Here is a 23,804-nt window from a genome sequence, read left to right as displayed (position 1 = left end):
CAGTTCTTCGAGACCTAACCGGAGCCCGGTCCCAATCAGCAAATGCCAATCTTTAGTGGTTTTCTTTAGAACGAGAAGCTTCGTCGCTAGCAGCGCCGCCGCCCTCGTCAGTGAGCGGGTTATAGTCGGAACACCTTTTTCAAGTCAACACGCCCAGTCGCAAAAACTTCAAAAAAAGAGCAAACAATTGATTTTAAATAGATTTACGGATTTTCCGGAGATGTTCCGCGATTCACCATCCGTTAACCAGGCGGAATTCGACGATGGATCTCCTCGGGGCGACAGCTGAACCGTAAGGCCGCAATATCCTTGTGCCGAAAAGAAGAAACATGCGATAGCGAAGGCACCCTTTATATAGACCCTGGCCCTCTGGCCATTTTCGGAGCGATCATCGTGCGCGTCTTGGAAGAAGCTTTTATTGCCGAATTGCCCAAATATTATCGCGGCAAGGTGCGGGAAAATTACGACCTGCCGAGCGGGGAACGTATCATCATTGCCACGGATCGCCTGAGCGCCTTCGATCGCATCATTACCTGCATTCCGGATAAGGGCCATGTCCTGACCCAGACCGCCCGCTACTGGTTCGAGGCGACCAAGGACATCTGCCCCAATCATGTTATCGCCTACCCGGATCCCAATGTCGTAGTCGGCAAGCGTCTCGATATTCTGCCGGTCGAGATCGTCGTGCGCGGTTATCTGGCCGGCACGACAGGCACCTCGCTTCTCACCCTTTATAAGAAAGGTGAGCGCAACATCTATGGACTGAGCCTGCCCGATGGCCTCAAGGATAATCAGGTGCTTCCCGAACCGGTGATCACTCCGACCAGCAAGGCCTTCGATGGCGGCCATGACGAGCCACTCTCACCCCGAGACATTATCGATCAGGGCCTGCTGACAGCAGAGCAATGGCAGACACTTTCGACCTATGCGCTCGCTCTTTTCGCGCGTGGCCAGGAGATTGCAGCAAAACGCGGCCTTATCCTCGTCGACACGAAATATGAATTCGGCACCGATGCCAACGGCACCATCATTCTCGCTGACGAAATCCATACGCCCGATAGCAGCCGTTACTGGATCGCCGACAGTTATGATGAGGCTTTTCGCACCGGCGGACGTCCGAAAAGCTTCGACAAGGACTTTGTTCGGGCCTGGGTCGTGGAGCGCTGTGACCCCTATAAGGATGAACTCCCACCCATTCCCTCGGACCTCATCGAGGAAACGTCGTCCGTCTACCGGCACGCCTTCGAAATGATCACCGGCACGCCCTTCGTTCCTGACCGGAATGGCGAAACGGTATTACAGCGTATCCGCGCCAATCTTGCGCCTTATTTCGTGAAATAGGGCTCCGCCCGTTTATCGAGGTAAAACAACGAGGACTTAAGCGTGCGAAAACCGCGCCGCAAAGCTGAAGAAACACGCGAAGATATTTTGCGGACTGCCGATGCCCTTTTCCGCGAACGGGGCATCGCCAAGTCGTCCATCGCCGACATTGCCCATGAACTAGGCATGTCGCCGGCCAACGTGTTCAAGCACTTCAGTTCGAAGACGGCGCTGATAGACGCCATTTGTGATCGTCACATCACTCAAATGATCGGCCGCTTCAACACGGTCGACACACCTGCTCCGCCGCCTGAAAAGCTCGGGCTCGTAGTCCGCCGGTTGATGCAGGCCCATATGGAAGATATTCGCGAGAACGCATTCTTCCTTGAAATGATCTTTCTCGTGACGCAGACCGAGCTGGAGAGCGGCTTTCATTACAAGCAGCTCATCGAGGATCTTTTCTTCAATCTTATTCAGGATGGCGTCAATGCCGGCGTTTATCATTGCGCCGATAGCCGCAAGACGAGCCGCTACGTCGCTGCGTCTTTTGCCAGTGTTCTTCATCCTATATTTCTTATTCACGAAACGCAGGCTGAGCTGGACGAGCGGCTGAATGGTCTCGTTGACCTTGCCAATGCAGCCCTTCGAAACCCGCTTGCAAAGTGATGGAAATTAAATTACGTCACTTTTCGAGCAAGCGGACGTAACTCTTCATGTCTGCGCCCTAGTTCTGCCGGTATCCTGCCGGCTAATTGCCGCCTTCGTCCCCAAAGACGGCAATCGAGATATCCTTCACGCCTCAGCGTCTGGAAAAGAATCATGAACCTTCGCAAACTGGTGCTTCCACTCTTCCTTGCAACTGCGCTTTCCGCCTGCAGTGATCAGGGACAGCAATCCGTAGGCCAAAGCCCGCAGAAGCCGGCGTCACCCGTCAGCGTCGTCATGATGAAGAAGACCGACCGTCCGATCACCAACGTGCTTCCGGGCCGGGCCGTCGCATTCCAGACCACGGAGATCCGTCCGCGCGTCACCGGCGCCATCAGCGAGATCACCTTCAAGGAAGGAAGCGAGGTCAAGGCCGGCGAGGTTCTTTACCAGATCGACGATGACACCTATGCCGCGGCAGTCGCCCAGGCGCAGGCTGCGCTGCAGAAGGCTCAGGTCAGCATTCCTGCGGCCCAGGCGAACATGACCCGTTACGAACGGCTGGTGAACAGCGGCGCGACCCAGATCGAGTATGAAAATGCCAAGGTGACGCTGCTGCAGGCCGAAGCCGATGTTGAATCTGCCAAGGCGGCCTTGAACTCGGCCCAGATCGATCTCGACTTCACCAAGATCCGTGCGCCGTTCGATGGCCTGACGACGATCTCGACCGTCAGCATCGGCAATATCGTCACGGCCAACCAGACCACCGCGCTGACCACTTTGCGCAATATCGACCCGATCTATATAGACCTCATCGATTCCAGCACCAATCTCCTGGAACTGCGCGCGGCTGTTGCTTCGGGCCGTCTTCACGGCGATCCTCGCACGGCAGATATCAGCCTGATGCTCGAAGATGGGACGAAATACGACCATAACGGCAAGCTGAACATGGCGGAACTTGCCGTCAGCGAGACCACAGGAACCTACCAGATCCGTGCCATATTCGACAATCCCGATCACATTATCCTGCCGGGCATGTATGTTCGTGCGACTGTTACCGTCGGCACCGAGAACGGGTATCTCATTCCACAGAGAGCCGCGACGCGTAATGCCCGTGGCGAACTTTCGGCAAAGTTCGCCACGGCTGACAACAAGGTCGAGACCCGCACCTTCACCACCAGCAAATCCTCTGGCAACAACTGGCTTGTGACCGACGGCATCGCCGATGGTGACCGCCTCATCGTCGACGGCTTCCAGTGGATCGCCGATGGCGCACCGGTTCAAGCAGTCGAGGCAACGGTCAACGACCAGGGTTTCGTGGTCGAAGAGCCGAAAGTCGATGAAGCAAAGCCCCAGAAGTAGGAACGGCTGACGCTCGCCCGTAAACGCGGCCCCAAAACGCGGCAAGGAATTTCGAAATGGCGCATTACTTCATTCGGCGGCCTGTCTTCGCCTGGGTCATCGCAATCGTCATCATGCTGGGTGGCGCACTTGCCATCAGCACGCTGTCGATCTCGCAATATCCCGATATCGCCCCGACGACCGTGCGCATCAGCGCAACATATAATGGCGCTAGTGCCGAAACGGTCGAAAAGTCGGTGACCAGCATCATTGAGGACGGCATGACCGGCCTTGATGACCTGACCTACATGACCTCGTCATCCTCGACGGGCAGCGCCAGTGTCACGCTGACCTTCGGCAACAGCATCATGCCAGACATTGCCCAGGTCCAGGTGCAGAACAAGCTTCAGCTGGTACAGTCGCAATTGCCGGATGTCGTCCAGAGCCAGGGCATCTCGGTCACCCGCTCGACATCGAGCATCCTCATGGTCGGCGCACTCGTTTCCGAAGACGGCAAGCGCAGCTCTGTCGATCTCGGCGATATTTTCGCGACCTCGATCGAAGATCAGGTCCAGCGGCTCGAAGGTGTCGGCAGCATTAATGTCTTCGGCTCCGGTTATGCCATGCGCGTCTGGCTCGATCCGTTCAAGCTGCAGAAATACCAGTTGACCGCGGCTGACGTGACCTCCGCCATCGAGGCACAGAACACCCAGGTTTCTGTTGGTTCGCTTGGCGCCCAGCCGGTGACGGAAGGCCAGCAGCTGACGGTCACCATGACAGCGCAGAGCCAGCTGACCACCGTCGACGAATTCGAACGCATCATTCTGAAAGTCGAGCAGGACGGCGCAACGGTTCGTCTAAGTGATGTGGCCCGCGTCGAGATCGGCCAGGAGTCCTATGGCGGCAGTTCGCGTTCCAACACCAAGCCGGCAGCCGGTTTTGCCGTTAACCTTGCAACCGGCGCCAATGCGCTCGATACGGCAGCCCGCGTGAAGGCCGAACTGGATCGAGTCGCAGGATCGCTGCCGGATGGCGTCGAGATCACCTACCCCTACGACACGACCCCCTTCGTCAAACTGTCGATCGAAAAGGTCGTTCACACGCTGATCGAAGCGATCGTTCTCGTCTTCGTCGTTCTTCTCGTCTTCCTTCAGAACCTGCGCGCCACCTTCATTCCGATGATTGCGGTACCCGTCGTGCTTCTCGGGACATTCGGCATCCTTGCCCTGACGGGATATTCGATCAACACACTGACGATGTTCGCCATGGTTCTGGCGATCGGGCTTCTGGTCGACGACGCGATTGTTGTCGTCGAGAATGTCGAACGCATCATGGACGAGGAAGGTCTTTCGCCGCTCGAGGCGACCGAGAAGTCGATGCATGAAATCACCGGGGCGATTATCGGTATCGCACTGGTTCTGACCGCCGTGTTTATTCCCATGGCCTTCTTCGGTGGCTCGACGGGCATTATCTACCGACAGTTCTCGGTCACGATCGTTTCGGCCATGCTTCTGTCTGCTGTCGTCGCCATCGTGCTGACGCCGGCACTTTGCGCCACGATGCTGAAGCCGATCGACCACGCCAAAAAGAAAAGCGGCATCGGCGCGAAGTTCAACAATGGCTTCGACAAGACGACGAACGGTTATGTCGGTACGATCGGTTATCTTCTGAAGCGTCCGTTGCGCGTCATGCTGCTGTTTGCGCTGATCGTCGGCGGCTGCGCCTTGCTGTTCACCAGACTGCCGAGCTCCTTCCTTCCCCAGGAAGACCAGGGTGTTCTGATGACGATCATCCAGACGCCGGTCGGCTCCACGACGGCGCGCACGGAAGAAGTCGTCAAGCAGGTGGAATCCTACTTCCTCGAAAAGGAGAAGGATAATGTCGATGCGGTCTTCGGCGCACTCGGTTTCAGCTTCAGCGGCACGGGCCAGAACAACGCCATCGTCTTCACCAAGCTTCGCGACTTCTCGGCGCGTGAAGGTGTGGGCCAGTCTGCGGCGGAAGTTCTGCAGCGCGCGCAGGGACATTTCTTCACCCTTCGCGATGCACAGGTGTTTGCCCTGCTTCCTCCCGCAATCCAGGGGCTGGGCAATTCCAGCGGCTTCTCCGCCTATCTGGTAGACAGCGGCAATAACGGCAATGACGCGCTGACCCAGGTCTCGCAGCAATTGATCGGCGAAAGTGCGACAAGCCCGATCATCAGTTCGCTCCGCAGCAACAACCAGCGCAGCGAGACCCAGCTGAAGATCCTGCTCGATCAGGAAAAGCTCGGCGCCATGGGCGTCGATCTCGCGGCTGTCAACTCGATGCTCGCGACGATCTTTGCCGGACGTGACGTCAATGACTTCACCCTCGATAACGAGCTGAAGCCGGTTTATGTTCAGGGTGATGCGTCTTACCGCATGCAGCCCGACGACCTCAAATACTGGTATGCCCGCAATACCGATGGCGAAATGGTGCCGTTCTCTTCGTTCAGCAAGCTGGACTGGGTTAACGGAACGCCGCAGCTTGCTCGTTACAACGGCACCAGCGCGATGTCGCTGGAAGGTTCGACCAAACCCGGCGTGAGCACCGGCGAGGCTATGAATGAGCTGGAACGCTTGGTAACCGAGTTGCCGGGTGGCTACACCGTCGCATGGCAGGGGATTTCCTACCAGGAACGTCTGTCTGGTTCACAGGCACCGATGCTCTACGCATTGTCGGTCCTGATCGTATTCCTCTGCCTCGCAGCGCTTTATGAAAGCTGGTCGATCCCGTTCTCGGTCATCCTTGCGGTACCGATCGGCGTGCTTGGTGCTCTCGCCGCAGCCTATCTGGCAAGCCAGTCGAACGACGTCTATTTCAAGGTCGGCCTGCTGACGACCATAGGTCTGGCGGCGAAGAACGCGATCCTGATCGTCGAATTCGCCAAGGACCGGCAGGCGACCGGCATGGGCCTGATCGAAGCCACCCTGGAAGCCGCAAGACTTCGGCTTCGCCCGATCATCATGACCTCGCTTGCCTTCATCCTGGGTGTCGTACCACTGGCGATTGCGACGGGTGCAGGCTCTGCCGCACAGAATGCAATCGGTATTGGCGTGCTGGGTGGTATGCTTTCTGCAACACTCCTCGGAATTTTCTTCGTTCCGACGTTTTTTGTTGTCGTCAGGCAGTTATCAAAACGTGAAAAACAGGAGACAACTATCTAAATCCGTTTACCAGTTGGTGGCATTCTGTCACCGATTCGGATTACGGTCGCCAATTCAATGATGTCGGCCCCGACACACGCGGGCTTGTAAGTAAGGGCTTTGGGACAAAAATATGATTTCCACTCGCGCAGCCGCCCCCCTCGTATTGCTACTGCTGTCCAGCTGCACACTTGGTCCTGACCATACTGCACCGCAGATTTCGCTTCCGGCAAAGTTCGCCGAAGGATCTGCGACGAGCAATGGTGATGTTGCCAAGAATGCCTGGTGGACAGCATTCTCCGACACACGCCTGAATGGTTACGTCAACCAGGGTCTCTCGCAGAACCTCGACGTGCTCCAGGCTCTGGAACGTATCAATCAGGCACAGGCAGCCGTCATCAGCGCCGGCGCCGGTGGTCTTCCGTCGCTCGACCTGAGCGCACAGGCCGGACGCAGCGGTGCCAGCAGGCTCGGCGGTAACCCAGGCGCCACCTCGCTCGCCGAGCAGAATTCTGCTTCCGGTGGCCCGACCGCCTCCTGGTTCCTCGATCTCTTCGGCCTCTACGCCCGCTCCAGGGAAGCAGCACTTGCGGATCTCGACGCCAGCTATGCAAGCGTCGACGTCGCGCGTTTGACGCTGCTTTCTGCCGTTGCAGGCGCTTATATCGACGTTCGTTATTATCAGGAACGCATCGCGCTGACCCGCGCAAACCTTGATTCACGCCGCGAGACGTTGAACCTCACCAAGCTTCAGCTCGAAGCCGGCGCTGCATCGCGACTGGATGTCGTTCAGGCCGAAGGTCTGGTCAACTCCACCCTGTCCACCTTGCCGGGTCTCGAGACCCAGTTCCGTCAGGCAGCACATCGCATTGCGACCCTGCTCGGCCTGCCGGCATCCTCGCTGATCGCAGACCTGCAGCGTGGCGCACGCCAGCCGGTTGCGCGCTTCAGCCCGAAGTCGGGTGTGCCGGCAGACCTGATCCGCAACCGTCCGGACGTTCGCGCCGCCGAACGCCAACTGGCAGCCGCAACCGCCCGCATCGGCGTTGCAGAGGCCCAGCTTTACCCCTCGATCTCGCTTGGCGGTTCGATCACACCTTCCTATTCCAAGGCGTTGGGTAACGACTCGGGCATTCTGTCCTGGTCCTTCGGTCCTTCGCTTTCGCTGCCGATTTTCGATGGCGGTGCTCTGAAGGCAAACGTCAAGTCGAACGAATCGGCTGCCCGCGAAGCCTATCTCTCCTGGAAACAAACGGTTCTGGGCGCAGTTGAGGAAGTTGAAAACGCTCTGGCTGCGGTTTCCCGCGATGGCCGCACCGTTGCTGCCCTGCGCGCAACCGTGAAGTCCTATCAGGAAGCCCTCGAGCTTGCGACCGCCAGCTACCGCGACGGCGCCTCCTCGCTGCTCGACGTTCTCGATGCGCAGCGTCAGGTTTCCGACTCGCAGGCAAATCTCGCACAGGCCGTTCAGCAGATGGCGCAGAACTACGTCTCGCTCAACGTCGCGATCGGTGGCGGTTATGCAGTCGGCTCAACGGCCAAGACGGAAGTTGCTTCTGCCAAGGTCGTCAAGGACTAAAGACTGGATTCGAGGCCGGTTCGCCGGCCTTGCTTCTTTCTCTTTATCGGACACAACAAAAAACCTCCGGAGCACCAGCTTCGGAGGTTTTTTAATGCCGTTATCAAGGCCGGGGACGATGCCCCGGCGAATTTCTTAGTTCTTGGCGCGCTCGACGTAGGAATTGTCTTCCGTTGCGATGACGACGCGGGTGCCGGCATCGATATGCGGCGGAACAGCGGTGCGGATGCCGTTGGACAGCATGGCCGGCTTGTAGGAGGACGACGCCGTCTGGCCCTTGACGACCGGTTCGGTCTCGGTGATTTCGAGAATGACGTGACGCGGCAGCTGCAGGGCAAGCGCGACACCTTCGTGCATGGACAGGATGCAGACCATGCCTTCCTGCAGATAGGCCTTCTGATCGCCCATCGTGTCGGCGTCGACGACGATCTGGTCGTAGTTTTCCGGGTTCATGAAGTGGAAGCCTTCGCCATCTTCATAAAGGAACTGATGGTTGACGTCTTCAACAAAGGCGCGCTCGACCTGTTCCGTCGTACGCCAGCGCTCCGACACCTTCACGCCATCGACGATGCGGCGCATGTTGACCTGGGTAACAGGCGTGCCCTTGCCGGGGTGGAAGTTTTCAGCGGTGAGAACGACATAGAGCTTGCCGTCGACATCGATGACGTTGCCCTTGCGGACGGAAGAGGCGATGACCTTGACCATAAGAGTTCCTTGTAACTCGACCGGCCACGTCGTAGATGACTGGCGAAACGGCCGTAGAGATGCTTTTCAGGTTTCCTTGCCGGCGCAACTAACGCAAAATCCGCCAAATAGCCAGCCCTGGCATTGGCCGACATTGCCCGACAAGGCGAGAAAGCTTCGTCCATGAACCATACCGGCGTCTCCGCATTCCCCTGGTGGACCAAGAACAGCCATGCCGACCGCCGGCCCTTCCTGATTGGCCGCAACCGGGTGCAGACGGCGCTGAGAGCTTTCTTCTCCTCGCGTGATTTCATCGAGGTCGATACGGCGACGCTGCAGGTATCGCCCGGCAACGAGACGCATCTCCATGCTTTTGCAACCGAAGCCCTGACAATCGACGGCGAGGCGGCCCCGCTTTACCTGCACACGTCGCCGGAATTTGCCGCCAAGAAGCTGCTCTCAGCCGGCGAGACCCATATCTTCACCTTCGCGCATGTCTATCGCAACCGTGAACGCGGACCGCTGCACCATCCCGAATTCACCATGCTCGAATGGTATCGCGTCGACGAGGCCTACGAGCAGCTGATGGCGGATTGCGCTGACATGCTGAAACTTGCCGCAGAAACGACCGGCACGAAGCGCTTCTCCTTCCGCGGCATGGAGATCGATCCGTTTGCCGAGCCGGAGCGACTGACGCTTGCCGAAGCTTTCGACCGCTTTGCCGGCATCGATCTCCTGGCCTCGGTTGCCGCATCCGGTGAGACAGATCGCGATCTGCTTGCCGCGCTCGTGCGCAACGCCGGAATGCGCGTTGCCGAAGACGACAGCTGGGCCGACCTTTTCAGCAAGGTTCTGGTCGACAAGATCGAGCCGCATCTGGGACAGGATCGTGCGACGATCCTCTGCGAATACCCGATCTGCGAGGCGGCGCTGGCCCGCCCGTCTGCCCGTGACCCACGCGTGGCGGAACGGTTCGAGCTTTATGCCTGCGGCGTAGAGCTGGCCAATGCCTTCGGCGAGCTGACCGATGCCGGCGAACAACGCCGCCGTTTCGAACACGAGATGGCGGAGAAAGCCCGCATCTACGGTGAAGCCTATCCGATCGACGAGGATTTTCTCGCGGCCCTGGTTTTCATGCCCGAAGCGAGCGGTGCGGCGCTGGGCTTCGACCGGCTGGCCATGCTGGCGACGGGTGCGACGCGCATCGATCAGGTCATGTGGGCGCCGGTGGCGGAGGTGCATTCTTGAGCGCAGCCCGTTCACTGAAGACACCGGACGAATTGCAGGCGGCCGAGCTTGTCGCGCTCGAGCAGATCGATGCGATCCGCTCTGTTGCAGAACATTATGCAATCGCGATCACGCCAGCCGTGGTATCTCTGATCGACCGCGCAGACGCTGCCGATCCGATTGCGCGGCAATTCGTGCCGGATGCGGCCGAACTGGTAACGACGCCGGAGGAGCGGGAAGATCCGATCGGCGATGCCGCGCACAGCCCGGTCAAGGGCATCGTCCACCGTTATCCCGACCGTGTGCTGCTGAAGGCCGTGCATATCTGCCCGGTCTATTGCCGTTTCTGTTTCCGCCGCGAGATGGTGGGGCCGCAGGGTGACGGCACGCTGGCGCCCGACGAACTGGCAGCTGCCCTTGCCTATATCGGCGATCATCCGGAAATATGGGAAGTCATCCTCACCGGCGGCGATCCGCTGGTTCTGTCTCCGCGCCGATTGGTCGAGATCATGCGTGGGCTGGCCGCGATCGACCATGTGAAGATCGTCCGTTTTCACACGCGCGTGCCCGTGGTCGAGCCTGACCGTATCAACGAGGCGCTGATTGCGGCGCTAAAGGAAAGCGGCAAGACCGTTTATGTAGCACTTCACGCCAACCATCCGCGCGAGATGACGATCGAAGCTCGTGCCGCCTCCGCAAGGCTTGTCGATGCCGGGTTTGCGATGGTGAGCCAGACGGTGCTCCTGAAGGGTATCAACGACGATCCGGCCGTGCTGGGCGACCTGATGAGAGCCTTTGTCGAGACGCGGATTAAACCCTATTACCTGCATCATCCCGACCTCGCCCCCGGCACCGGCCATTTCCGCATGGATATCGAGGAAGGCCAGAAGATCGTCTCGGCCCTGCGCGGCAACATTTCCGGCCTCTGCCAGCCGACCTATGTGCTGGATATTCCAGGTGGCCATGGCAAGGCGGTGATCGGCGAAAATGCTATGCGTGGTGAAGGCGGCTGTTATTCGGTAAGCGATTTCCGCGGCGGCGAGCATCGGTATCCGCCGGAGTGAGAGAGGCTCAGATACGCCTCCACCGTAATTGCGCCTGCAGCCTCGTCCGTTTGCGGGCAAACGATAGCAACAGCTAAATGAGACACAAGCCCTCAGGAGGCTAGAGCACCTCGCGATCCCTCAGATCAGCTTGCCAAACCTTAGCTGCCGCATGTCTTATTCCGAAACGGGAAATCGCTTTCTCTCCCCTTGTGGGAGAGGTTACAAAACTTCACCGTCCGACCCTCACCCGCCACAGGTCTTTCGATCGGCAAAATAGGTTTGCAGCACCTGCATCTGCGGGCGGTCGCCGGTGTCGGTCGGCTGGATGTTGAGCGGTTCGGATGGTTTCCACCAGTCGCCGGCCGCCCAATAGGACCAGCCGAGCCAGACATCCGGCCGGCTTTCGACCACTGCCACCATATCCTTGAGCGACTGCTGGCAGGCCGGCATGGTCGGGACGGCGAATTCTCCGAGAAACCCGCGGCGACCCTGGGCGGCGAGCCAGTCGCCCATATCGGTGATGGCCTTCACGGCATCGGCCGCACGGCTGCATTCATCGTTCTTGCCGGAAAAGTCGACATCCAGATATTGGTGAACTTCGAAGGCATAGTTATTGGCAGGATCGGTCACGCCCGTCATCACGTTGGCATTCGGCGTGCCGTAATCGCCACCTGACCAGCTATGTGCACCGGTCCATGCGGTGCCGGGCACCAGGACCAGGTTATCGGCACCGGTCTGCCGGATAGCGGATATCGCGCTGTTGGCGGCCGAAAGCCAATCCTCTGCGGATATGCCGTAAGGCTCGTTCATCAAGCCGAACAGGATGCCGTCCTGGCTTGCAAATGTCGCGGCCAGCCGTCGCCAGAAATCCGCAAACGCGCTTTGCGGCACCCCGTCCGAGCCGATCAGCTGGTCTTCATAGCGTCCATAGTTATGCGGATCGAGAACCACCTGCATGCCGGCAGACCGGATGGCCTTCACAGTCGCACGCAGCCGCTTCAATTCGGCGGTGTTGAATTTGTCGTAAAGCTTAGGCTGCAGACGCTCCCACAGAAAGGGCAGGCGAACGCCGGTAAAACCCTTGTCCTTGAAATAGGCGATCGTCTTTTCGGACGGATAGATGTAGCCAGTGCCGTATTCCTGACCGAGAGTGCCGAATTCGGCGCCTGCAAGATTGATGCCTCGCATGCACTCAGCCGACTGTGCCGATCCGGTCGCGACCGCAACACAGGAAAGGGCAACCGCAAGCCGTCGCGCAAAAGCTCTGTATCCTACGCGTCTGTTCACACTTCATCTCCGGTATCGCGCAGTACCCTCGCACCTGCACATTATGAAATCGCTAATAGGCGGGCGAGAGCATTCACATGGTTTTACGGCGGTCCTGCGCCCGCGAAAGACGCAATGGGAACGGAATTTTGCACCGCCGCGCCTAATGTGACGCGATGAAGGACGATGGCAAGCTTCACAGGCGCAAGAAAAACAGCACCCGGACAACCCGCGCAGTTTCCATCGGCTGTCATCACGTATAGGGCATTTGCTGAAAGCGCAGTGCAGGGGAGACAACGACGAATGAAAAACTATGTCCTGACGGTATCGTGCCGATCCACACGTGGCATTGTTGCCGCGATATCCGGTTTCCTTGCCGAAAAGGGCTGCAACATCATCGATAGTTCGCAGTTCGACGATCTCGATACCGGCAAATTCTTCATGCGCGTGAGCTTCATTTCCGAACAGGGCGCCGAGCGCGACGCGCTGCTTTCCAGCTTCGCCCCTGTCGCCGAGAAATTCGGCATGGACTGGGATATCTTCGATCAGGCAGATCGGATGAAGGTGCTGCTGATGGTATCCCGTTTCGGCCATTGCCTGAATGATCTCCTCTACCGCTGGAAGATCGGCGCGCTTCCGATCGATATCGTCGGCGTCGTTTCCAACCATTTCGACTACCAGAAACTGGTGGTGAACAACGACATTCCCTTCCACCACATCAAGGTGACGAAGGACAACAAGCCGCAGGCCGAAGCGCAACTGATGGAAGTCGTCGAGACGAGCGGCACCGAACTTGTCGTGCTGGCGCGTTACATGCAGGTTCTTTCCGACCAGCTCTGCAGCAAAATGTCCGGCAGGATCATCAACATCCACCACTCTTTCCTGCCGAGCTTCAAGGGCGCCAACCCTTATAAACAGGCCTATCAGCGCGGTGTGAAGCTGATCGGTGCCACGGCGCATTACGTCACCGCCGACCTCGACGAAGGCCCGATCATCGAGCAGGACACGGTGCGCGTTACTCACGCACAGTCGCCGGATGACTATGTTTCGCTTGGCCGCGACGTCGAGAGCCAGGTGCTGGCGCGCGCCATCCACGCGCATATCCACCACCGGACTTTCATCAACGGAAACCGCACCGTCGTCTTCCCGCCAAGCCCGGGTTCCTACGCATCCGAACGCATGGGATAAATCGCACAAGCAAAGGCTGAAAGTCCCTATGGACGCAGCGTTTACCTGCGCTATCCTCACGTCAAGGTTTTACCGGAGAGTGAGAATGCCAGGCGACGAAGCGTCCGAAGTACTCGATACCCCCGCCATTGACGACGACCGTGCCGATGACGTGTCCGTGGATACGATCGAGGCGCTGTTGCGCGACCATTGGGGTCTCTCCGGTCAGATCTTTCCGGTAGAGGAAAAATACGGGCTCGGATATCTCGTCGATAACGGCAACCTGCGTTATTTCCTCGAGATAAGGGATTTGGCGGACGAGCAGGCTTTGCGCGTCGAACACGAGGTGATGCGCCACATCACTCGCAGTCCGGATGGGCCGCAGGTGCCTGAACCGGTCGCCACCAAGGCCGGGGCGGAAGTGCTGACGGCCGAGATCGGCGGCACGACCCGTGTCTTACGCTTGCTGACGGCTCTTGATGGCGATCCGCCGCCCGAAGATCGCGATGTGACAGAGGAAACCGCAGCCGAGCTCGGCGCATTGCTGGCAAGCCTGGTGAAAAGCCTCGAGGATTTCGATCCGCTGATCTGGAACGGCGAGCATGAGGACGACTTGCGCAAGGCAGGCCCGCGCACTGTCTCGCTTCTTTCCAAGGTAGCCGACCAGGAGGCGCGCGACATGATTGCCCGCGCCATGGTGTCCGCGCTGCGCCGCATTCATCCGCTGGCGGCGGAATTTCGCATCGGTCTGGTGATCCCGGATCTTGGCCCCGGCGATCTCACCGGCGAGACGGACGACGTCGACTGGCATCCAACAGGAATTACCAATCTTGGTGGCCTCTCACGAAGCTGGTACGTCTCGGCGTTGGCCAAGACCTGTGCCCGCATCCTCGCCAGCCAAGGGGGAGAACCGGCATCGATCCTGCCGGCCGTGACCGGTTATCATGCGATCGATCCGCTGAATGCAGCCGAACTGGAAGCGCTCTGGCCACTCGTTATCGCCGATATCGCGTTTTCGGCAGCACTTGCTGAAAACACCCACGCCGAGGCCCCGGATGACGAGTCGGCCGCCGAGGAAGCCAGGGGACGTCGCCAGATCCTCGCCAATGCTTCGACGGTTCCCGCCGAATATATGCATGCCTGCATCCTGGAGGCATGCAGGATCGAACCGGAATCTCTCGATCTGAACCTGCTTATGCCGGAACTGGAAGCGGAGAAGATAAGGCTCGTTGACCTGAGCTCGAAAAGCCCGCTGTTTCAGGGTGGTAACTGGACTGATCCCGATTGCGACTGGCGGCTTCTGGCCCGCACTGCCTGGGAGACGGGCATGGGCAGTACCCGTTACGGCGAATATCGACTGTCGAGAAGCAAGCCTGACGCGGCCGCGACCGAACCGCGGAATGTTGCCCTGCATGTCGACATCTGCCTGCCGACGGGAACGGCACTCATCGCCCCGTTCAAGGGCATTGTGGTGCAGGTGTCTCCGCAACTGTCGCTTCGCGGCGAAAGCGTGACGCTGCTTGTCGAAGGCATGGAAACTGCCTTGACCGAAGGAACCGAAATCGGTCCGGGAGATCAGCTCGGTACGGTGGCAGGTGCTTCCGGGGCGGTCGGCGGGCTGCGCCTGAGGCTTTCGCGGGATCACGAAAACCATCCACCCCTGTTCTGCCGGCCGTCCGAGGTCGCCGTGTGGCGGCGCCTCGCCCCATCGCCTTCGGCGCTTCTCGGGATCGATTGCGATGCACCGGCTGCAATCTCCGGGCGGGAGGTGCGGGCATGGCATGAATTCGTCTATGACGAGACCGGGCACACCGTTCTCGATTTCAGCGGCAAGGCACCTCTGATCGGCCACGGGCACCCATCGATCGCCGCTGCCAGCTATCAGCAGCATCTGCGCCTTACCGCTTCCTTCGACGGAAGCGCCGAGGCGGAAGCGCTGAGGCAGACGCTGGTGGATATTGCGCCGCCAGGCTTTACAGATGTCGTGCTGTTTCAGGACCGGCATGCAGCGATGGAAGCGATCACTGAGCTTACCCGAACAAGGGAGACGACGGAGGAAAGGGCCGCGGTCGCGGCCTATCAGGAGAACAGCGCAGAGGACGAAATCGACGGATCATCGGAAGACGAGGCGGAAGTTTCCTATGCCGTGGCAAGCGAGCAAGCAGAACGGGAAGAGTATGCCACGCCTCTGATCATCGAACCGCTCCCTGGCCTTGTCTATGCAGCAGAGCAGATAACATCAGCGCGAGAAAACAGCCGGCTGATCATTGTCGATGAAACGCGCACCGGCTACGCCCGCCTGGGCGAAAACCTCTGGAACACCCAGCAGGAAGACATGAAAGCGGATTTTCTGCTGGCTGGCAGCTGCGATGGAGGCAGGCTGTCTGTCGTGTTCTGCAATGAGGAACTTTCCGAAGCACTTGCGCCGCTCGCAGATCCGGTCTCTCCGGTCGATGCCGCCACTGCATTGGCGGCGCTGACAGTGTTGCGTGAGGAGAACCTGGCGGCAAATGCGTCGGCCATGGGCCAGCTTCTGGAAAAGGGCCTGCGACAACTTGCCGAAGAAAGTGATCGCGTCGAAGCGGTCAAGGGCCGCGGATTATGGTGGGCGATACAACCCGTGAGCGAAGACATCGAAATCTGGGATGCTCTCGACGGACATCTCCTGCACGAGCTCGACCATTCCGGCAGGCTGATCCTCGCACCTCCGCTGTGCGTCAGCGAGGCCAGCATCAACCTGTGCCTCGATCATCTTCGCAATGTCCTGCGCCTTCCGCCGAAATAGAATTTAACTTGGGCCTGCCCTTGTCTGGACGTCATCGATACCTACCTTATGCTCGCTGGAGCACCCGGCGGCATTGCGAACGTAATTTCACAATATCGCCTTTCTCCTGTCATCATGCAGAAAAATATTCTGTTTAAATTGGATTTCGTTGATCATCCGGCGCGTTTCAGCTAGGGTGATTGGTGGTCAGAAAATCGATTCTGACGTTATCGCGCAACGCTTGAGAAAGGGAGTGACATGTCTGAGATTACACGCGTCATCGCCTTCGATCGGCATGCGCTCGATGTGAATAGCACGGATCGCTGCTCCCTTCCGTGCTGTCGAATGTAACGCTTCCGGTTCAATTCGTTCCTGAAATTATCATTCGTTTTGCGCTGCATGCTCTGCAGCCAATACGGGAGTCTACCCATGCAGAAGCAAGTCATCAAATTCGCCGGCGAGCCCGTCGGCATCGTGATCCCGGATGAAGACCGTTTGAAATTCATCGCGGTGAAGTTCCACGTCATCGACCTCGACGAACAGCGTTTCGATTCGGCTGACGACGTGCGCTTGGCGATCAGCAAACTGGTCGCATCGAGAAATTCGGCGCCGGTCGCACACGTATAAACCGTGCCCGGTCCTCAGATGCAGAAAAGCCGCCCTCGAGGCGGCTTTTGTTTTGGCGGTCTATCGATGAATTCCGGCTCAAAAGGCCGTAAACGTGATCGTCGTCAGCGACCGCTCGATGCCCGGAATGCAGGCGATCTTTTCGTTGACGAAACGGCCGATCTCGGCTTCGTCGCTGATATAGACTTTCAAGAGCAGATCCCACTCGCCGCTGGTGGAATAAAGCTCGGAGACGAGTTCCGTCTTGTAAATGGCGTCGGCAACCTCATAGGTCTTGCCGGGCTTGCAACGGAGCTGCACGAAGATTGGTTTCATGGGATCGCTTAGCCTTTATGGACTGACTGATGAAGCGGCTATCGACGCCGCGAAAATGCTGACCGACTATTGGCCGATGCTTGCCGCCGGTGCAAGCATATCAGAGCGGATCTCCCGAGCGATCCAGTCACGAAAAGCGGCGAGCGGCGGATAGCTCGCCCGATCCGGCATATAGGCGAGATAATATTGTCCCGTCGGCATCGGCTCCCCATCGGCGGCAAAAACCAGCTGCCCTTCCTGCAGCTCCCGCTCGATCAGGAAACGCGGCAAAAGCGCCGCCCCCAGCCCCGATCGTGCTGCCTCGACCATGGTGGTGAACTGGTCGAACAGCATGCCATGCACCGTATCGAACGGGACATTGTTTCGACCCAGCCACAGCTCCCAGGCATCCGGCCGCGTGCTTAGATGCAAAAGCGGTGCATGAAGCAGGTCTGCAGGCTCTGCCAACAGATATCGGTTTTTGAACTCGGGACTGCAGGCCGGCACCGTCTGTTCGTCCATCAGGAAACTCAGTGCTGCACCGGGCCAGCGCGCCTGCCCGAAATGGATCGCGGCATCGAGCGTGTCGAAGCGGAAATCGAACGGTTCCAGCCGAGTGATCAGGTTGACCACCATCCCGGGATGCTGGTCGAGGAATTTTCCGATCCGCGGGGTCAGCCATCGCGTGCCGAAAAACGGCAGGATGGCAAGGTTGAGCGTGCCGCCTGCCGGATTGGCCCTCAGATTGAGCGAGGCGTTAGAGATACGCCTGAGTGCTTCGCGAACTTCGCGCGCATAGGCATCTCCGGCAAGCGTCAGCCGGATCGTCTGCCTTTCACGCAGGAAAAGCGCGACGCCGAGCTGCTTTTCGAGCGCCGAGATCTGCCGGCTGACGGCGCTTTGCGTGAGGCCGAGTTCGTTGGCGGCGGCGGTGACGCTGCCGGTACGGGCGGCGGCTTCGAAGGCGGAAAGAAGCGAAAAGGACGGAAGGAAGCGTCTGGGCGGCAGCATGTCATTCCTCCAGTGAATGACCTGATGAATTTATGTCGATATTCACCGCGAAATCGCCTCTGTAAAGTCGTGCAAAACAAATAAAATTTGGGAACTTCTTGATGCTGAATGATCCGCGTTCGCACGGCCTCTGGGAGAGGACCGCGCCGCCTGCACCTGTGACGACACCCTTGAAGGAAAATATCACCGCCGACGTCGTGATTGTCGGCGGCGGCTATACCGGCCTGTCCGCAGCCCTTCATCTGGCCGAGCGCGGCACCAATGTCGTGCTTCTGGAGGCCGCCGAAATCGGCTTTGGCGGTGCCGGTCGCAATGTCGGCCTGATCAATGCCGGCATGTGGGTGATGCCTGACGATTTTCCGAAGGAACTCGGCGAGCATTATGGCGAGCGCGCACTCGAGCTTCTCGGTAATGGCCCTTACCTTGTTCGAGAGCTGATCGAAAAGCACGATATCGCCTGCGAACTCGAGACGAACGGCACGCTGCATTGCGCAGTCGGCGCGGAAGGCATGAAGGAACTGGAAGAGCGTGCTCGCCAATGGCAGAAACGCGGCGCGCCGCTGACCGTTCTTGACGCCGCAGAGACCGAACGCCGGATCGGCACCAAGGCCTATGCCGGATCGCTGCTCGATATGCGCGCCGGCACGCTGCAGCCGCTTGCCTATGCGCGCGGGCTGGCGCATGCCGCTATCAAGGCCGGCGCAAAGCTGCATACCGGCAGCCCGGTGATCTCGACCGGCGAGGTAGGCGGAAAACGGATCGTCAGCACAGCGCAGGGCGAGGTTTCTGCCGATTGGGTTATCGTTGCGACGGATGCCTATTCGACGGGGCCGTGGGCGCAAGTGAGGCGCGAACAGGTTCACCTCCCCTACTTCAACCTCGCGACCAAACCGCTTTCCGCCAATCTGCGCCGCTCTATCCTGCCCAATTGCGAAGGTTGCTGGGATACGAAGGAAGTGCTGTCATCATTCCGCATGGATCAGGCCGGCCGACTGGTGTTCGGTTCGGTCGGCGCATTGCGCGGCACCGGCACAGCGGTGCACAAGGCCTGGGCGCGCCGGTCGCTGAAACGGCTGTTCCCGCAGCTTGGCGAGGTGGAATTCGAGGCAGAATGGTATGGCAAGATCGGCATGACCGACAATGCGCTGCCGCGCTTCCACAGGTTCGGCACCAATGTCATCGGTTTCTCCGGTTACAATGGCCGCGGCATTTCGCCGGGTTCGACATTCGGCAAGGTTCTCGCCAACTACATTCTGGGCGATATCGCCGAAGCGGACCTGCCGCTGCCCCTAACCGAAGTGCAGGAAGCACGCTTTCGCCCGATGAAGGAAGCCTATTACGAGGCAGGCGCGCAGATCGCGCATTTTGCCACTGAACGGTTTTGAAACCTCCCTTGGTCGGCAGATGTTGCGAAAACGCCGCCGACTTGTAGATTGCCCTCCAAACAGACATCCGGAGACCGACATGACGCTCGCCAAACTCGACCTCGCCGCCGAAGTGGACAAGATCTTTGCCGATCTCGGCGTTGCTGCCGACAAGTACAAGGGTGGAACGCTTGCTGTTCGCTCGCCGATTTCAGGCACCGAGATCGGCCGACTGCCGGAAGTCACTGCCGCAGATGCCAAGAAGGCAATCGACGCGGCGCATGAAGCCTTCCTCGAATGGCGTCTTGTGCCGGCACCCAAGCGCGGCGAACTGATCCGCCTGCTCGGCGAGGAACTGCGCAGCGCCAAGGCGGCGCTCGGCCGTCTCGTTTCGATCGAGGTCGGCAAGGTAACCTCCGAAGGTCTCGGCGAAGTGCAGGAAATGATCGACATCTGCGATTTCGCGGTTGGTCTTTCCCGCCAGCTCTACGGACTGACGATCGCAACCGAACGGTCCGAACACCGGATGATGGAAACCTGGCATCCACTCGGCGTGATCGGCATCATTTCCGCCTTCAATTTCCCGGTCGCGGTCTGGTCGTGGAACTCGGCGCTCGCCATTGTTTGCGGCAATTCCACCGTCTGGAAGCCATCTGAAAAGACGCCGCTGACGGCGCTCGCCACCCAGGCGATCTTCGACAAGGCGCTGGCTCGCTATATCGCCAATGGAGGCTCGGCGCCGAAGAACCTTTCGACGCTGCTGATCGGCGGTCGCGAGATCGGCGAAGCGCTGGTCGACCATGAAAAGGTGCCGCTCGTTTCCGCCACCGGCTCGACCCGCATGGGCCGCGAAGTCGGACCGAAGCTGGCTCAGCGTTTCGCCCGCTCGATCCTCGAACTCGGCGGCAACAATGCCGCAATCGTCACCCCAACGGCGGATCTCGACCTGACCCTGCGCGGTGTCGCTTTCGCCGCCATGGGCACCGCTGGCCAGCGCTGCACGACACTGCGCCGCCTCTTCGTGCATGACAGTGTCTATGATGCGCTCGTTCCGCGTCTCGCCAAGGCTTATCAGTCGGTCACCATCGGCTCACCCCTCACAGATGGCAATCTTGTCGGACCGCTGATCGACCGCCAAGCTTTCGACAAGATGCAGGCAGCGCTTCAGGCCTCGAAGGCAGCCGGCGGCAAGGTGGTCGGCGGCGAGCGTGTGCTGGATGCGGAGGCGACCGATGCCTATTACGTCCGCCCGGCAATCGTCGAGATGCCGCGCCAGACCGATACGGTGAAGGAAGAGACCTTCGCGCCGATCCTTTACGTGATGAAATATTCGACCTTCGATGAGGCGCTGGCGCTGCATAACGACGTGCCGCAGGGCCTGTCCTCATCGATCTTCACCAACGACATGCGCGAGGCAGAAACTTTCGTCTCCGCCCGTGGCTCGGATTGCGGCATCGCCAATGTCAATATCGGCCCCTCCGGTGCCGAGATCGGCGGCGCGTTCGGCGGCGAAAAGGAAACCGGTGGCGGCCGCGAATCCGGCTCGGACGCCTGGAGGGCCTATATGCGCCGCGCCACCAATACGCTGAACTACGGACGCACCCTGCCGCTGGCACAGGGCGTCAAGTTCGACATCGAATAACGAGATTACCGTGACGATGCTGAACCTTCTGACGGATATAGAAGGCGTGGCCGTTGGCCATGCGACCGATCTCGTGCTCGGTTCGGGCGTCACGGCAATCATTTTCGACGAGCCGGCGATTGCCTCCGGCTCGGTTCTGGGCGGCGCACCGGGCGGGCGCGATACGGCCCTTCTCGATCCGTCGATGACCGTTCAGGCCGTCGATGCCTTCGTGCTGTCAGGCGGCTCGGCTTTCGGCCTGGATGCGGCAGGCGGCGTGCAGGCGGGATTGCGCCAGATCGGCCGTGGTTTCGAGGTCGGCACGATTAGAGTACCGATCGTGCCTCAGGCGATCCTGATGGACCTGCTGAATGGCGGCAACAAGGACTGGGGCCTGCATTCACCCTATCGCGACATGGGCCATGATGCCTTTCAGGCGGCACAAAAGGGCGCCTTTGCGCTTGGCACCGCGGGTGCCGGAACGGGCGCCACGACCGCAACGTTTAAGGGCGGTATCGGCTCGGCAAGCGGTGTTACGCCATCGGGACACAGGGTAGCGGCGTTGCTTGCCGTCAATGCCCTGGGCTCGACCACGATCGGCACCGGGCCGCATTTCTGGGCTTCTGCCTTCGAGAAGAATGGCGAATTCGGCGGCCTCGGCTTTCCGCAGCAGTTTACCGATGACGATACGGCTATGCGTATTAAGGGCGTAAAACTGAAGGCGACGACGATCGGGGTGGTCGTCACCGATGCGATGCTGACAAAAGCGCAGGCGCACCGACTGTCGATCATGGCTCATGACGGGCTGGCGCGCGCCGTTCTGCCGGCACATCTGCCCGGCGATGGCGACACGATCTTTTCCGCCGCAACCGGCAGAAAACCTTTGGGTGATATGTCTGACTTCGCAGAACTCTGCCATCTGGCGACGGTGGTGACGGCACGCGCGGTGGCACGCGGTGTCTACGAGGCGACTTCTTTACCAGTACCAAATGCGCAGGCCGCATGGCGGGATACATACAAATAACCAAAGGTTGCAATTTATTTTAATTGCAACCAGGTGAAAATTACTTCACTCTCCTCTCACTGGAGATATCGCCGGGAGACGCTGTCACGATGCGCCCGGTCTGCCAGATGGGGGACTTATGGATATCGCGGAAATCGGGAGCATCGACCTCGGTCAATTCGGCACCGCCCTCTCGGCGGTTGCCGCTCTGGGAACGGCAGCATTCGGACTTGTGGATGTAACCAAGCCGTTTAACGGCGGCATTTCCAATGTCGGTTATCATTTTATCGAATCGGCATTTCAGCCGTTTGAAGCCGCTCTCAAGACGACTAATGCGGAAGAGCCTTATGCGGTCGTAAAGGCAAACTGGTTAAACGGAATGGACAAGGCCGAGCAGAAGGCCGCCGCCAGAAATCTGATAAGGCTGGGCTTCAATTCACAGACCGCCGCACCGATTGCCGGCTATGTGTTGCCGGGTGACGGCGATCTTCTTGCCGCGATCGCCCGGAAGATAGAGATCGGCGAAACGCCGAACGAAGCGGAACTGGCCATTCTGGCCCGCTTCGACGCGATCATAGACGCAAGACTGGACGCCGCATTCGAGCGCGCCGAACAGCAGTTCCGCAATACGTCACGCTTCGTCGCCGCGGCAATCGCGATCGTGCTGGCCGAGGTAGGCACGGCCGTAGTCACTGAGGATTTCGGGTCTTCGCATTTCATTCTGGCCTTCCTGATCGGGCTCGTCGCCGTTCCCGTCGCTCCTATAGCCAAGGATCTATCCTCGGCCATTTCCAAAGCCGCATGGGCTTTCAAGGCGGTAAGACGATAGGGGGCATTGTGACACTATTCCTCAATTTCAGGGTTTCACCAATTGGCGGCGCCATAGCAATGACGCCGGCAATGCAAAAGATTGATACGGACTTTGCCTTGTCTCCGGTAAGACCGGATATATTCAGGCAGCAGACAGCCGACCGTGATGTCCTTTTCGCCGTTCACGGCTACAATAACAGACAGAGCGATGGCGTGCATGCGCTCTCCCGGCTCGAGACACTTCTCAACCTGCCGCCCTCTGCTGTTTTCATCGGCATCTTATGGCCGGGTGATTCCCATGCGAGCTTCATCAGCTACCCGGTGGAGAAGCCGACGGCGAACCTTACCGGCCAGAAACTGGCGGCCTTCTGCAACCTTGAACTGCGGCAGGCGGCAAGCTTTTCCTTCGCTAGCCACAGCCTTGGTGCTCGGGTCGTTCTGGAGACGATCAGGCGGCTGAACCGCAAAACGCGATCCGCCTGCCTGATGGCAGCAGCCATAGAGCGGACCTGCCTGGAAAAGGAGTATGTCGATGCCTTCGAGAAGACCGGACATATCTATGTTCTGGCGTCGGAGAAGGATCTTGTGCTTCGCTTGGCTTTTCCATTCGGCAACTTCTTTGGGCATGTTCTCGACCCGACCAGCAATCCGCTTTCCGCTGCGCTCGGTTTCAGCGGGCCGCCTAGGGCGATCGGCAATACCGTAAAACCCTGGCAGATCGACAATAGGCTGGACTACGAGCACGGCGAGTACCTACCGCCTTCAGGCGCCGAACCACCATTTCCGGATCAGAAGGGCACATGGATGGAACCCGCTAACTTCGTCCGTCGTGCCTTCAACCTCGAGCGACAGACATGGCCGGCATAGG

At 59.2% G+C, this 23,804-nt stretch carries 20 protein-coding genes; 16 read left to right on the top strand and 4 right to left on the bottom strand.

Translation table 11 applies throughout. The features are described from left to right. From ACI3K0_RS19865 to ACI3K0_RS19840, 6 genes are all read left to right on the top strand, one after another. The coding region (locus ACI3K0_RS19865) for a hypothetical protein (RefSeq protein WP_404946051.1) at nt 1–289 on the top strand (289 nt) is incomplete at its 5' end. 104 nt (nt 290–393) lie between these two features. Beyond that, nucleotides 394–1,341, top strand: coding sequence for a phosphoribosylaminoimidazolesuccinocarboxamide synthase (locus tag ACI3K0_RS19860; RefSeq protein ID WP_404946050.1), 948 nt, complete (start codon nt 394–396; stop codon nt 1,339–1,341). Nucleotides 1,342–1,383: 42 nt separating this feature from the next. Continuing rightward, the gene (locus tag ACI3K0_RS19855) at nt 1,384–1,986 is read left to right on the top strand and encodes a TetR/AcrR family transcriptional regulator (RefSeq protein WP_404946049.1); all 603 of its coding nucleotides are present in this window, start codon (nt 1,384–1,386) and stop codon (nt 1,984–1,986) included. Nucleotides 1,987–2,139: 153 nt separating this feature from the next. Further along, complete coding sequence (locus ACI3K0_RS19850) at nt 2,140–3,327, top strand: efflux RND transporter periplasmic adaptor subunit (RefSeq protein WP_404946048.1); 1,188 nt, start codon at nt 2,140–2,142, stop codon at nt 3,325–3,327. A 56-nt stretch (nt 3,328–3,383) separates the two neighbouring features. Next, nucleotides 3,384–6,494 carry an efflux RND transporter permease subunit gene (locus ACI3K0_RS19845; RefSeq protein WP_404946047.1) on the top strand — a complete coding sequence of 1,037 codons (3,111 nt, stop codon included), beginning with the start codon at nt 3,384–3,386 and terminating at the stop codon, nt 6,492–6,494. Between the two features lie 112 nt (nt 6,495–6,606). Further along, on the top strand, nt 6,607–8,052 hold the full coding sequence (locus ACI3K0_RS19840; RefSeq protein ID WP_404946046.1) for an efflux transporter outer membrane subunit: 1,446 nt from the start codon (nt 6,607–6,609) through the stop codon (nt 8,050–8,052). A 135-nt stretch (nt 8,053–8,187) separates the two neighbouring features. Here ACI3K0_RS19840 and efp read toward each other — a convergent pair whose 3' ends face one another. Further along, nucleotides 8,188–8,757: an elongation factor P gene (gene efp, locus ACI3K0_RS19835; protein WP_145643688.1), complete on the bottom strand. Its 570-nt coding sequence runs from the start codon at nt 8,755–8,757 to the stop codon at nt 8,188–8,190. A 162-nt stretch (nt 8,758–8,919) separates the two neighbouring features. Here efp and epmA point away from each other — a divergent pair, with 162 nt between their 5' ends. Beyond that, nucleotides 8,920–9,984, top strand: coding sequence for an EF-P lysine aminoacylase EpmA (epmA, locus tag ACI3K0_RS19830; protein ID WP_404946045.1), 1,065 nt, complete (start codon nt 8,920–8,922; stop codon nt 9,982–9,984). Beyond that, nucleotides 9,981–11,027: a lysine-2,3-aminomutase-like protein gene (locus ACI3K0_RS19825; RefSeq protein ID WP_404946044.1), complete on the top strand. Its 1,047-nt coding sequence runs from the start codon at nt 9,981–9,983 to the stop codon at nt 11,025–11,027. Before epmA ends, ACI3K0_RS19825 begins: the two co-directional genes overlap by 4 nt. A 225-nt stretch (nt 11,028–11,252) precedes the next feature. On the opposite strand, the gene ACI3K0_RS19820 is transcribed toward ACI3K0_RS19825, so the two are convergent. Continuing rightward, entirely contained in the window at nt 11,253–12,296 is a 1,044-nt protein-coding gene (locus ACI3K0_RS19820; protein ID WP_404946043.1) for a glycoside hydrolase family 5 protein, read from the bottom strand. A gap of 282 nt (nt 12,297–12,578) precedes the next feature. Here ACI3K0_RS19820 and purU point away from each other — a divergent pair, with 282 nt between their 5' ends. The 3 genes from purU to ACI3K0_RS19805 all read left to right on the top strand — a co-directional run bounded on the left by purU (nt 12,579) and on the right by ACI3K0_RS19805 (nt 16,833). Continuing rightward, a complete protein-coding gene (gene purU, locus ACI3K0_RS19815; protein WP_404946042.1) occupies nt 12,579–13,463 on the top strand; it encodes a formyltetrahydrofolate deformylase in 885 nt (294 codons plus the stop codon). Nucleotides 13,464–13,548: 85 nt separating this feature from the next. Further along, nucleotides 13,549–16,227: an aminotransferase class III-fold pyridoxal phosphate-dependent enzyme gene (locus ACI3K0_RS19810; RefSeq protein WP_404946041.1), complete on the top strand. Its 2,679-nt coding sequence runs from the start codon at nt 13,549–13,551 to the stop codon at nt 16,225–16,227. Nucleotides 16,228–16,635: 408 nt separating this feature from the next. Next, nucleotides 16,636–16,833, top strand: a complete 198-nt coding sequence (locus ACI3K0_RS19805; protein WP_148143694.1) for a hypothetical protein — start codon at nt 16,636–16,638, stop codon at nt 16,831–16,833. A gap of 78 nt (nt 16,834–16,911) precedes the next feature. On the opposite strand, the gene ACI3K0_RS19800 is transcribed toward ACI3K0_RS19805, so the two are convergent. Next, nucleotides 16,912–17,148, bottom strand: coding sequence for an Lrp/AsnC ligand binding domain-containing protein (locus ACI3K0_RS19800; RefSeq protein ID WP_112506623.1), 237 nt, complete (start codon nt 17,146–17,148; stop codon nt 16,912–16,914). A 66-nt stretch (nt 17,149–17,214) separates the two neighbouring features. Next, complete coding sequence (locus ACI3K0_RS19795; RefSeq protein WP_183829420.1) at nt 17,215–18,138, bottom strand: LysR family transcriptional regulator; 924 nt, start codon at nt 18,136–18,138, stop codon at nt 17,215–17,217. Nucleotides 18,139–18,239: 101 nt separating this feature from the next. On the opposite strand from ACI3K0_RS19795, the gene ACI3K0_RS19790 reads away from it, so the two are divergent. The 5 genes from ACI3K0_RS19790 (at nt 18,240) to ACI3K0_RS19770 (ending at nt 23,803) form a co-directional block, all read left to right on the top strand. After that, a complete protein-coding gene (locus tag ACI3K0_RS19790) occupies nt 18,240–19,523 on the top strand; it encodes an FAD-binding oxidoreductase (RefSeq protein ID WP_183829423.1) in 1,284 nt (427 codons plus the stop codon). A 79-nt stretch (nt 19,524–19,602) separates the two neighbouring features. Next, nucleotides 19,603–21,144 (top strand): aldehyde dehydrogenase family protein, encoded by a 1,542-nt coding sequence (locus tag ACI3K0_RS19785; protein ID WP_404946040.1) that lies wholly within the window; start codon nt 19,603–19,605, stop codon nt 21,142–21,144. 16 nt (nt 21,145–21,160) lie between these two features. Then, the gene (locus ACI3K0_RS19780; RefSeq protein ID WP_404946062.1) at nt 21,161–22,147 is read left to right on the top strand and encodes a P1 family peptidase; all 987 of its coding nucleotides are present in this window, start codon (nt 21,161–21,163) and stop codon (nt 22,145–22,147) included. A 118-nt stretch (nt 22,148–22,265) separates the two neighbouring features. Then, a complete protein-coding gene (locus ACI3K0_RS19775; RefSeq protein ID WP_404946039.1) occupies nt 22,266–22,955 on the top strand; it encodes a hypothetical protein in 690 nt (229 codons plus the stop codon). 71 nt (nt 22,956–23,026) lie between these two features. Continuing rightward, nucleotides 23,027–23,803, top strand: a complete 777-nt coding sequence (locus tag ACI3K0_RS19770) for an alpha/beta hydrolase (protein WP_404946038.1) — start codon at nt 23,027–23,029, stop codon at nt 23,801–23,803. Nucleotide 23,804 lies beyond the last annotated feature (1 nt).

Origin of the sequence: Rhizobium sp. ZW T2_16, from assembly GCF_044987325.1 — a bacterium.
GTDB lineage: Bacteria > Pseudomonadota > Alphaproteobacteria > Rhizobiales > Rhizobiaceae > Neorhizobium > Neorhizobium cellulosilyticum.
The sequence above is the reverse complement of the archived record's forward strand: the minus strand, read 5'-3'. Positions and strand labels throughout refer to the sequence as shown.

Coding starts and splice junctions, on each gene's coding strand:
- ACI3K0_RS19805 (WP_148143694.1), top strand. CDS start 16,636: ATGCAGAAGCAAGTCATCAAATTCGCCGGCGAGCCCGTCGGCATCGTG.
- purU (WP_404946042.1), top strand. CDS start 12,579: ATGAAAAACTATGTCCTGACGGTATCGTGCCGATCCACACGTGGCATT.
- ACI3K0_RS19775 (WP_404946039.1), top strand. CDS start 22,266: ATGGATATCGCGGAAATCGGGAGCATCGACCTCGGTCAATTCGGCACC.
- ACI3K0_RS19785 (WP_404946040.1), top strand. CDS start 19,603: ATGACGCTCGCCAAACTCGACCTCGCCGCCGAAGTGGACAAGATCTTT.
- ACI3K0_RS19810 (WP_404946041.1), top strand. CDS start 13,549: ATGCCAGGCGACGAAGCGTCCGAAGTACTCGATACCCCCGCCATTGAC.
- ACI3K0_RS19795 (WP_183829420.1), bottom strand. CDS start 18,138: ATGCTGCCGCCCAGACGCTTCCTTCCGTCCTTTTCGCTTCTTTCCGCC.
- ACI3K0_RS19840 (WP_404946046.1), top strand. CDS start 6,607: ATGATTTCCACTCGCGCAGCCGCCCCCCTCGTATTGCTACTGCTGTCC.
- ACI3K0_RS19790 (WP_183829423.1), top strand. CDS start 18,240: ATGCTGAATGATCCGCGTTCGCACGGCCTCTGGGAGAGGACCGCGCCG.
- efp (WP_145643688.1), bottom strand. CDS start 8,757: ATGGTCAAGGTCATCGCCTCTTCCGTCCGCAAGGGCAACGTCATCGAT.
- ACI3K0_RS19850 (WP_404946048.1), top strand. CDS start 2,140: ATGAACCTTCGCAAACTGGTGCTTCCACTCTTCCTTGCAACTGCGCTT.
- ACI3K0_RS19800 (WP_112506623.1), bottom strand. CDS start 17,148: ATGAAACCAATCTTCGTGCAGCTCCGTTGCAAGCCCGGCAAGACCTAT.
- ACI3K0_RS19770 (WP_404946038.1), top strand. CDS start 23,027: ATGCAAAAGATTGATACGGACTTTGCCTTGTCTCCGGTAAGACCGGAT.
- epmA (WP_404946045.1), top strand. CDS start 8,920: ATGAACCATACCGGCGTCTCCGCATTCCCCTGGTGGACCAAGAACAGC.
- ACI3K0_RS19845 (WP_404946047.1), top strand. CDS start 3,384: ATGGCGCATTACTTCATTCGGCGGCCTGTCTTCGCCTGGGTCATCGCA.
- ACI3K0_RS19780 (WP_404946062.1), top strand. CDS start 21,161: ATGCTGAACCTTCTGACGGATATAGAAGGCGTGGCCGTTGGCCATGCG.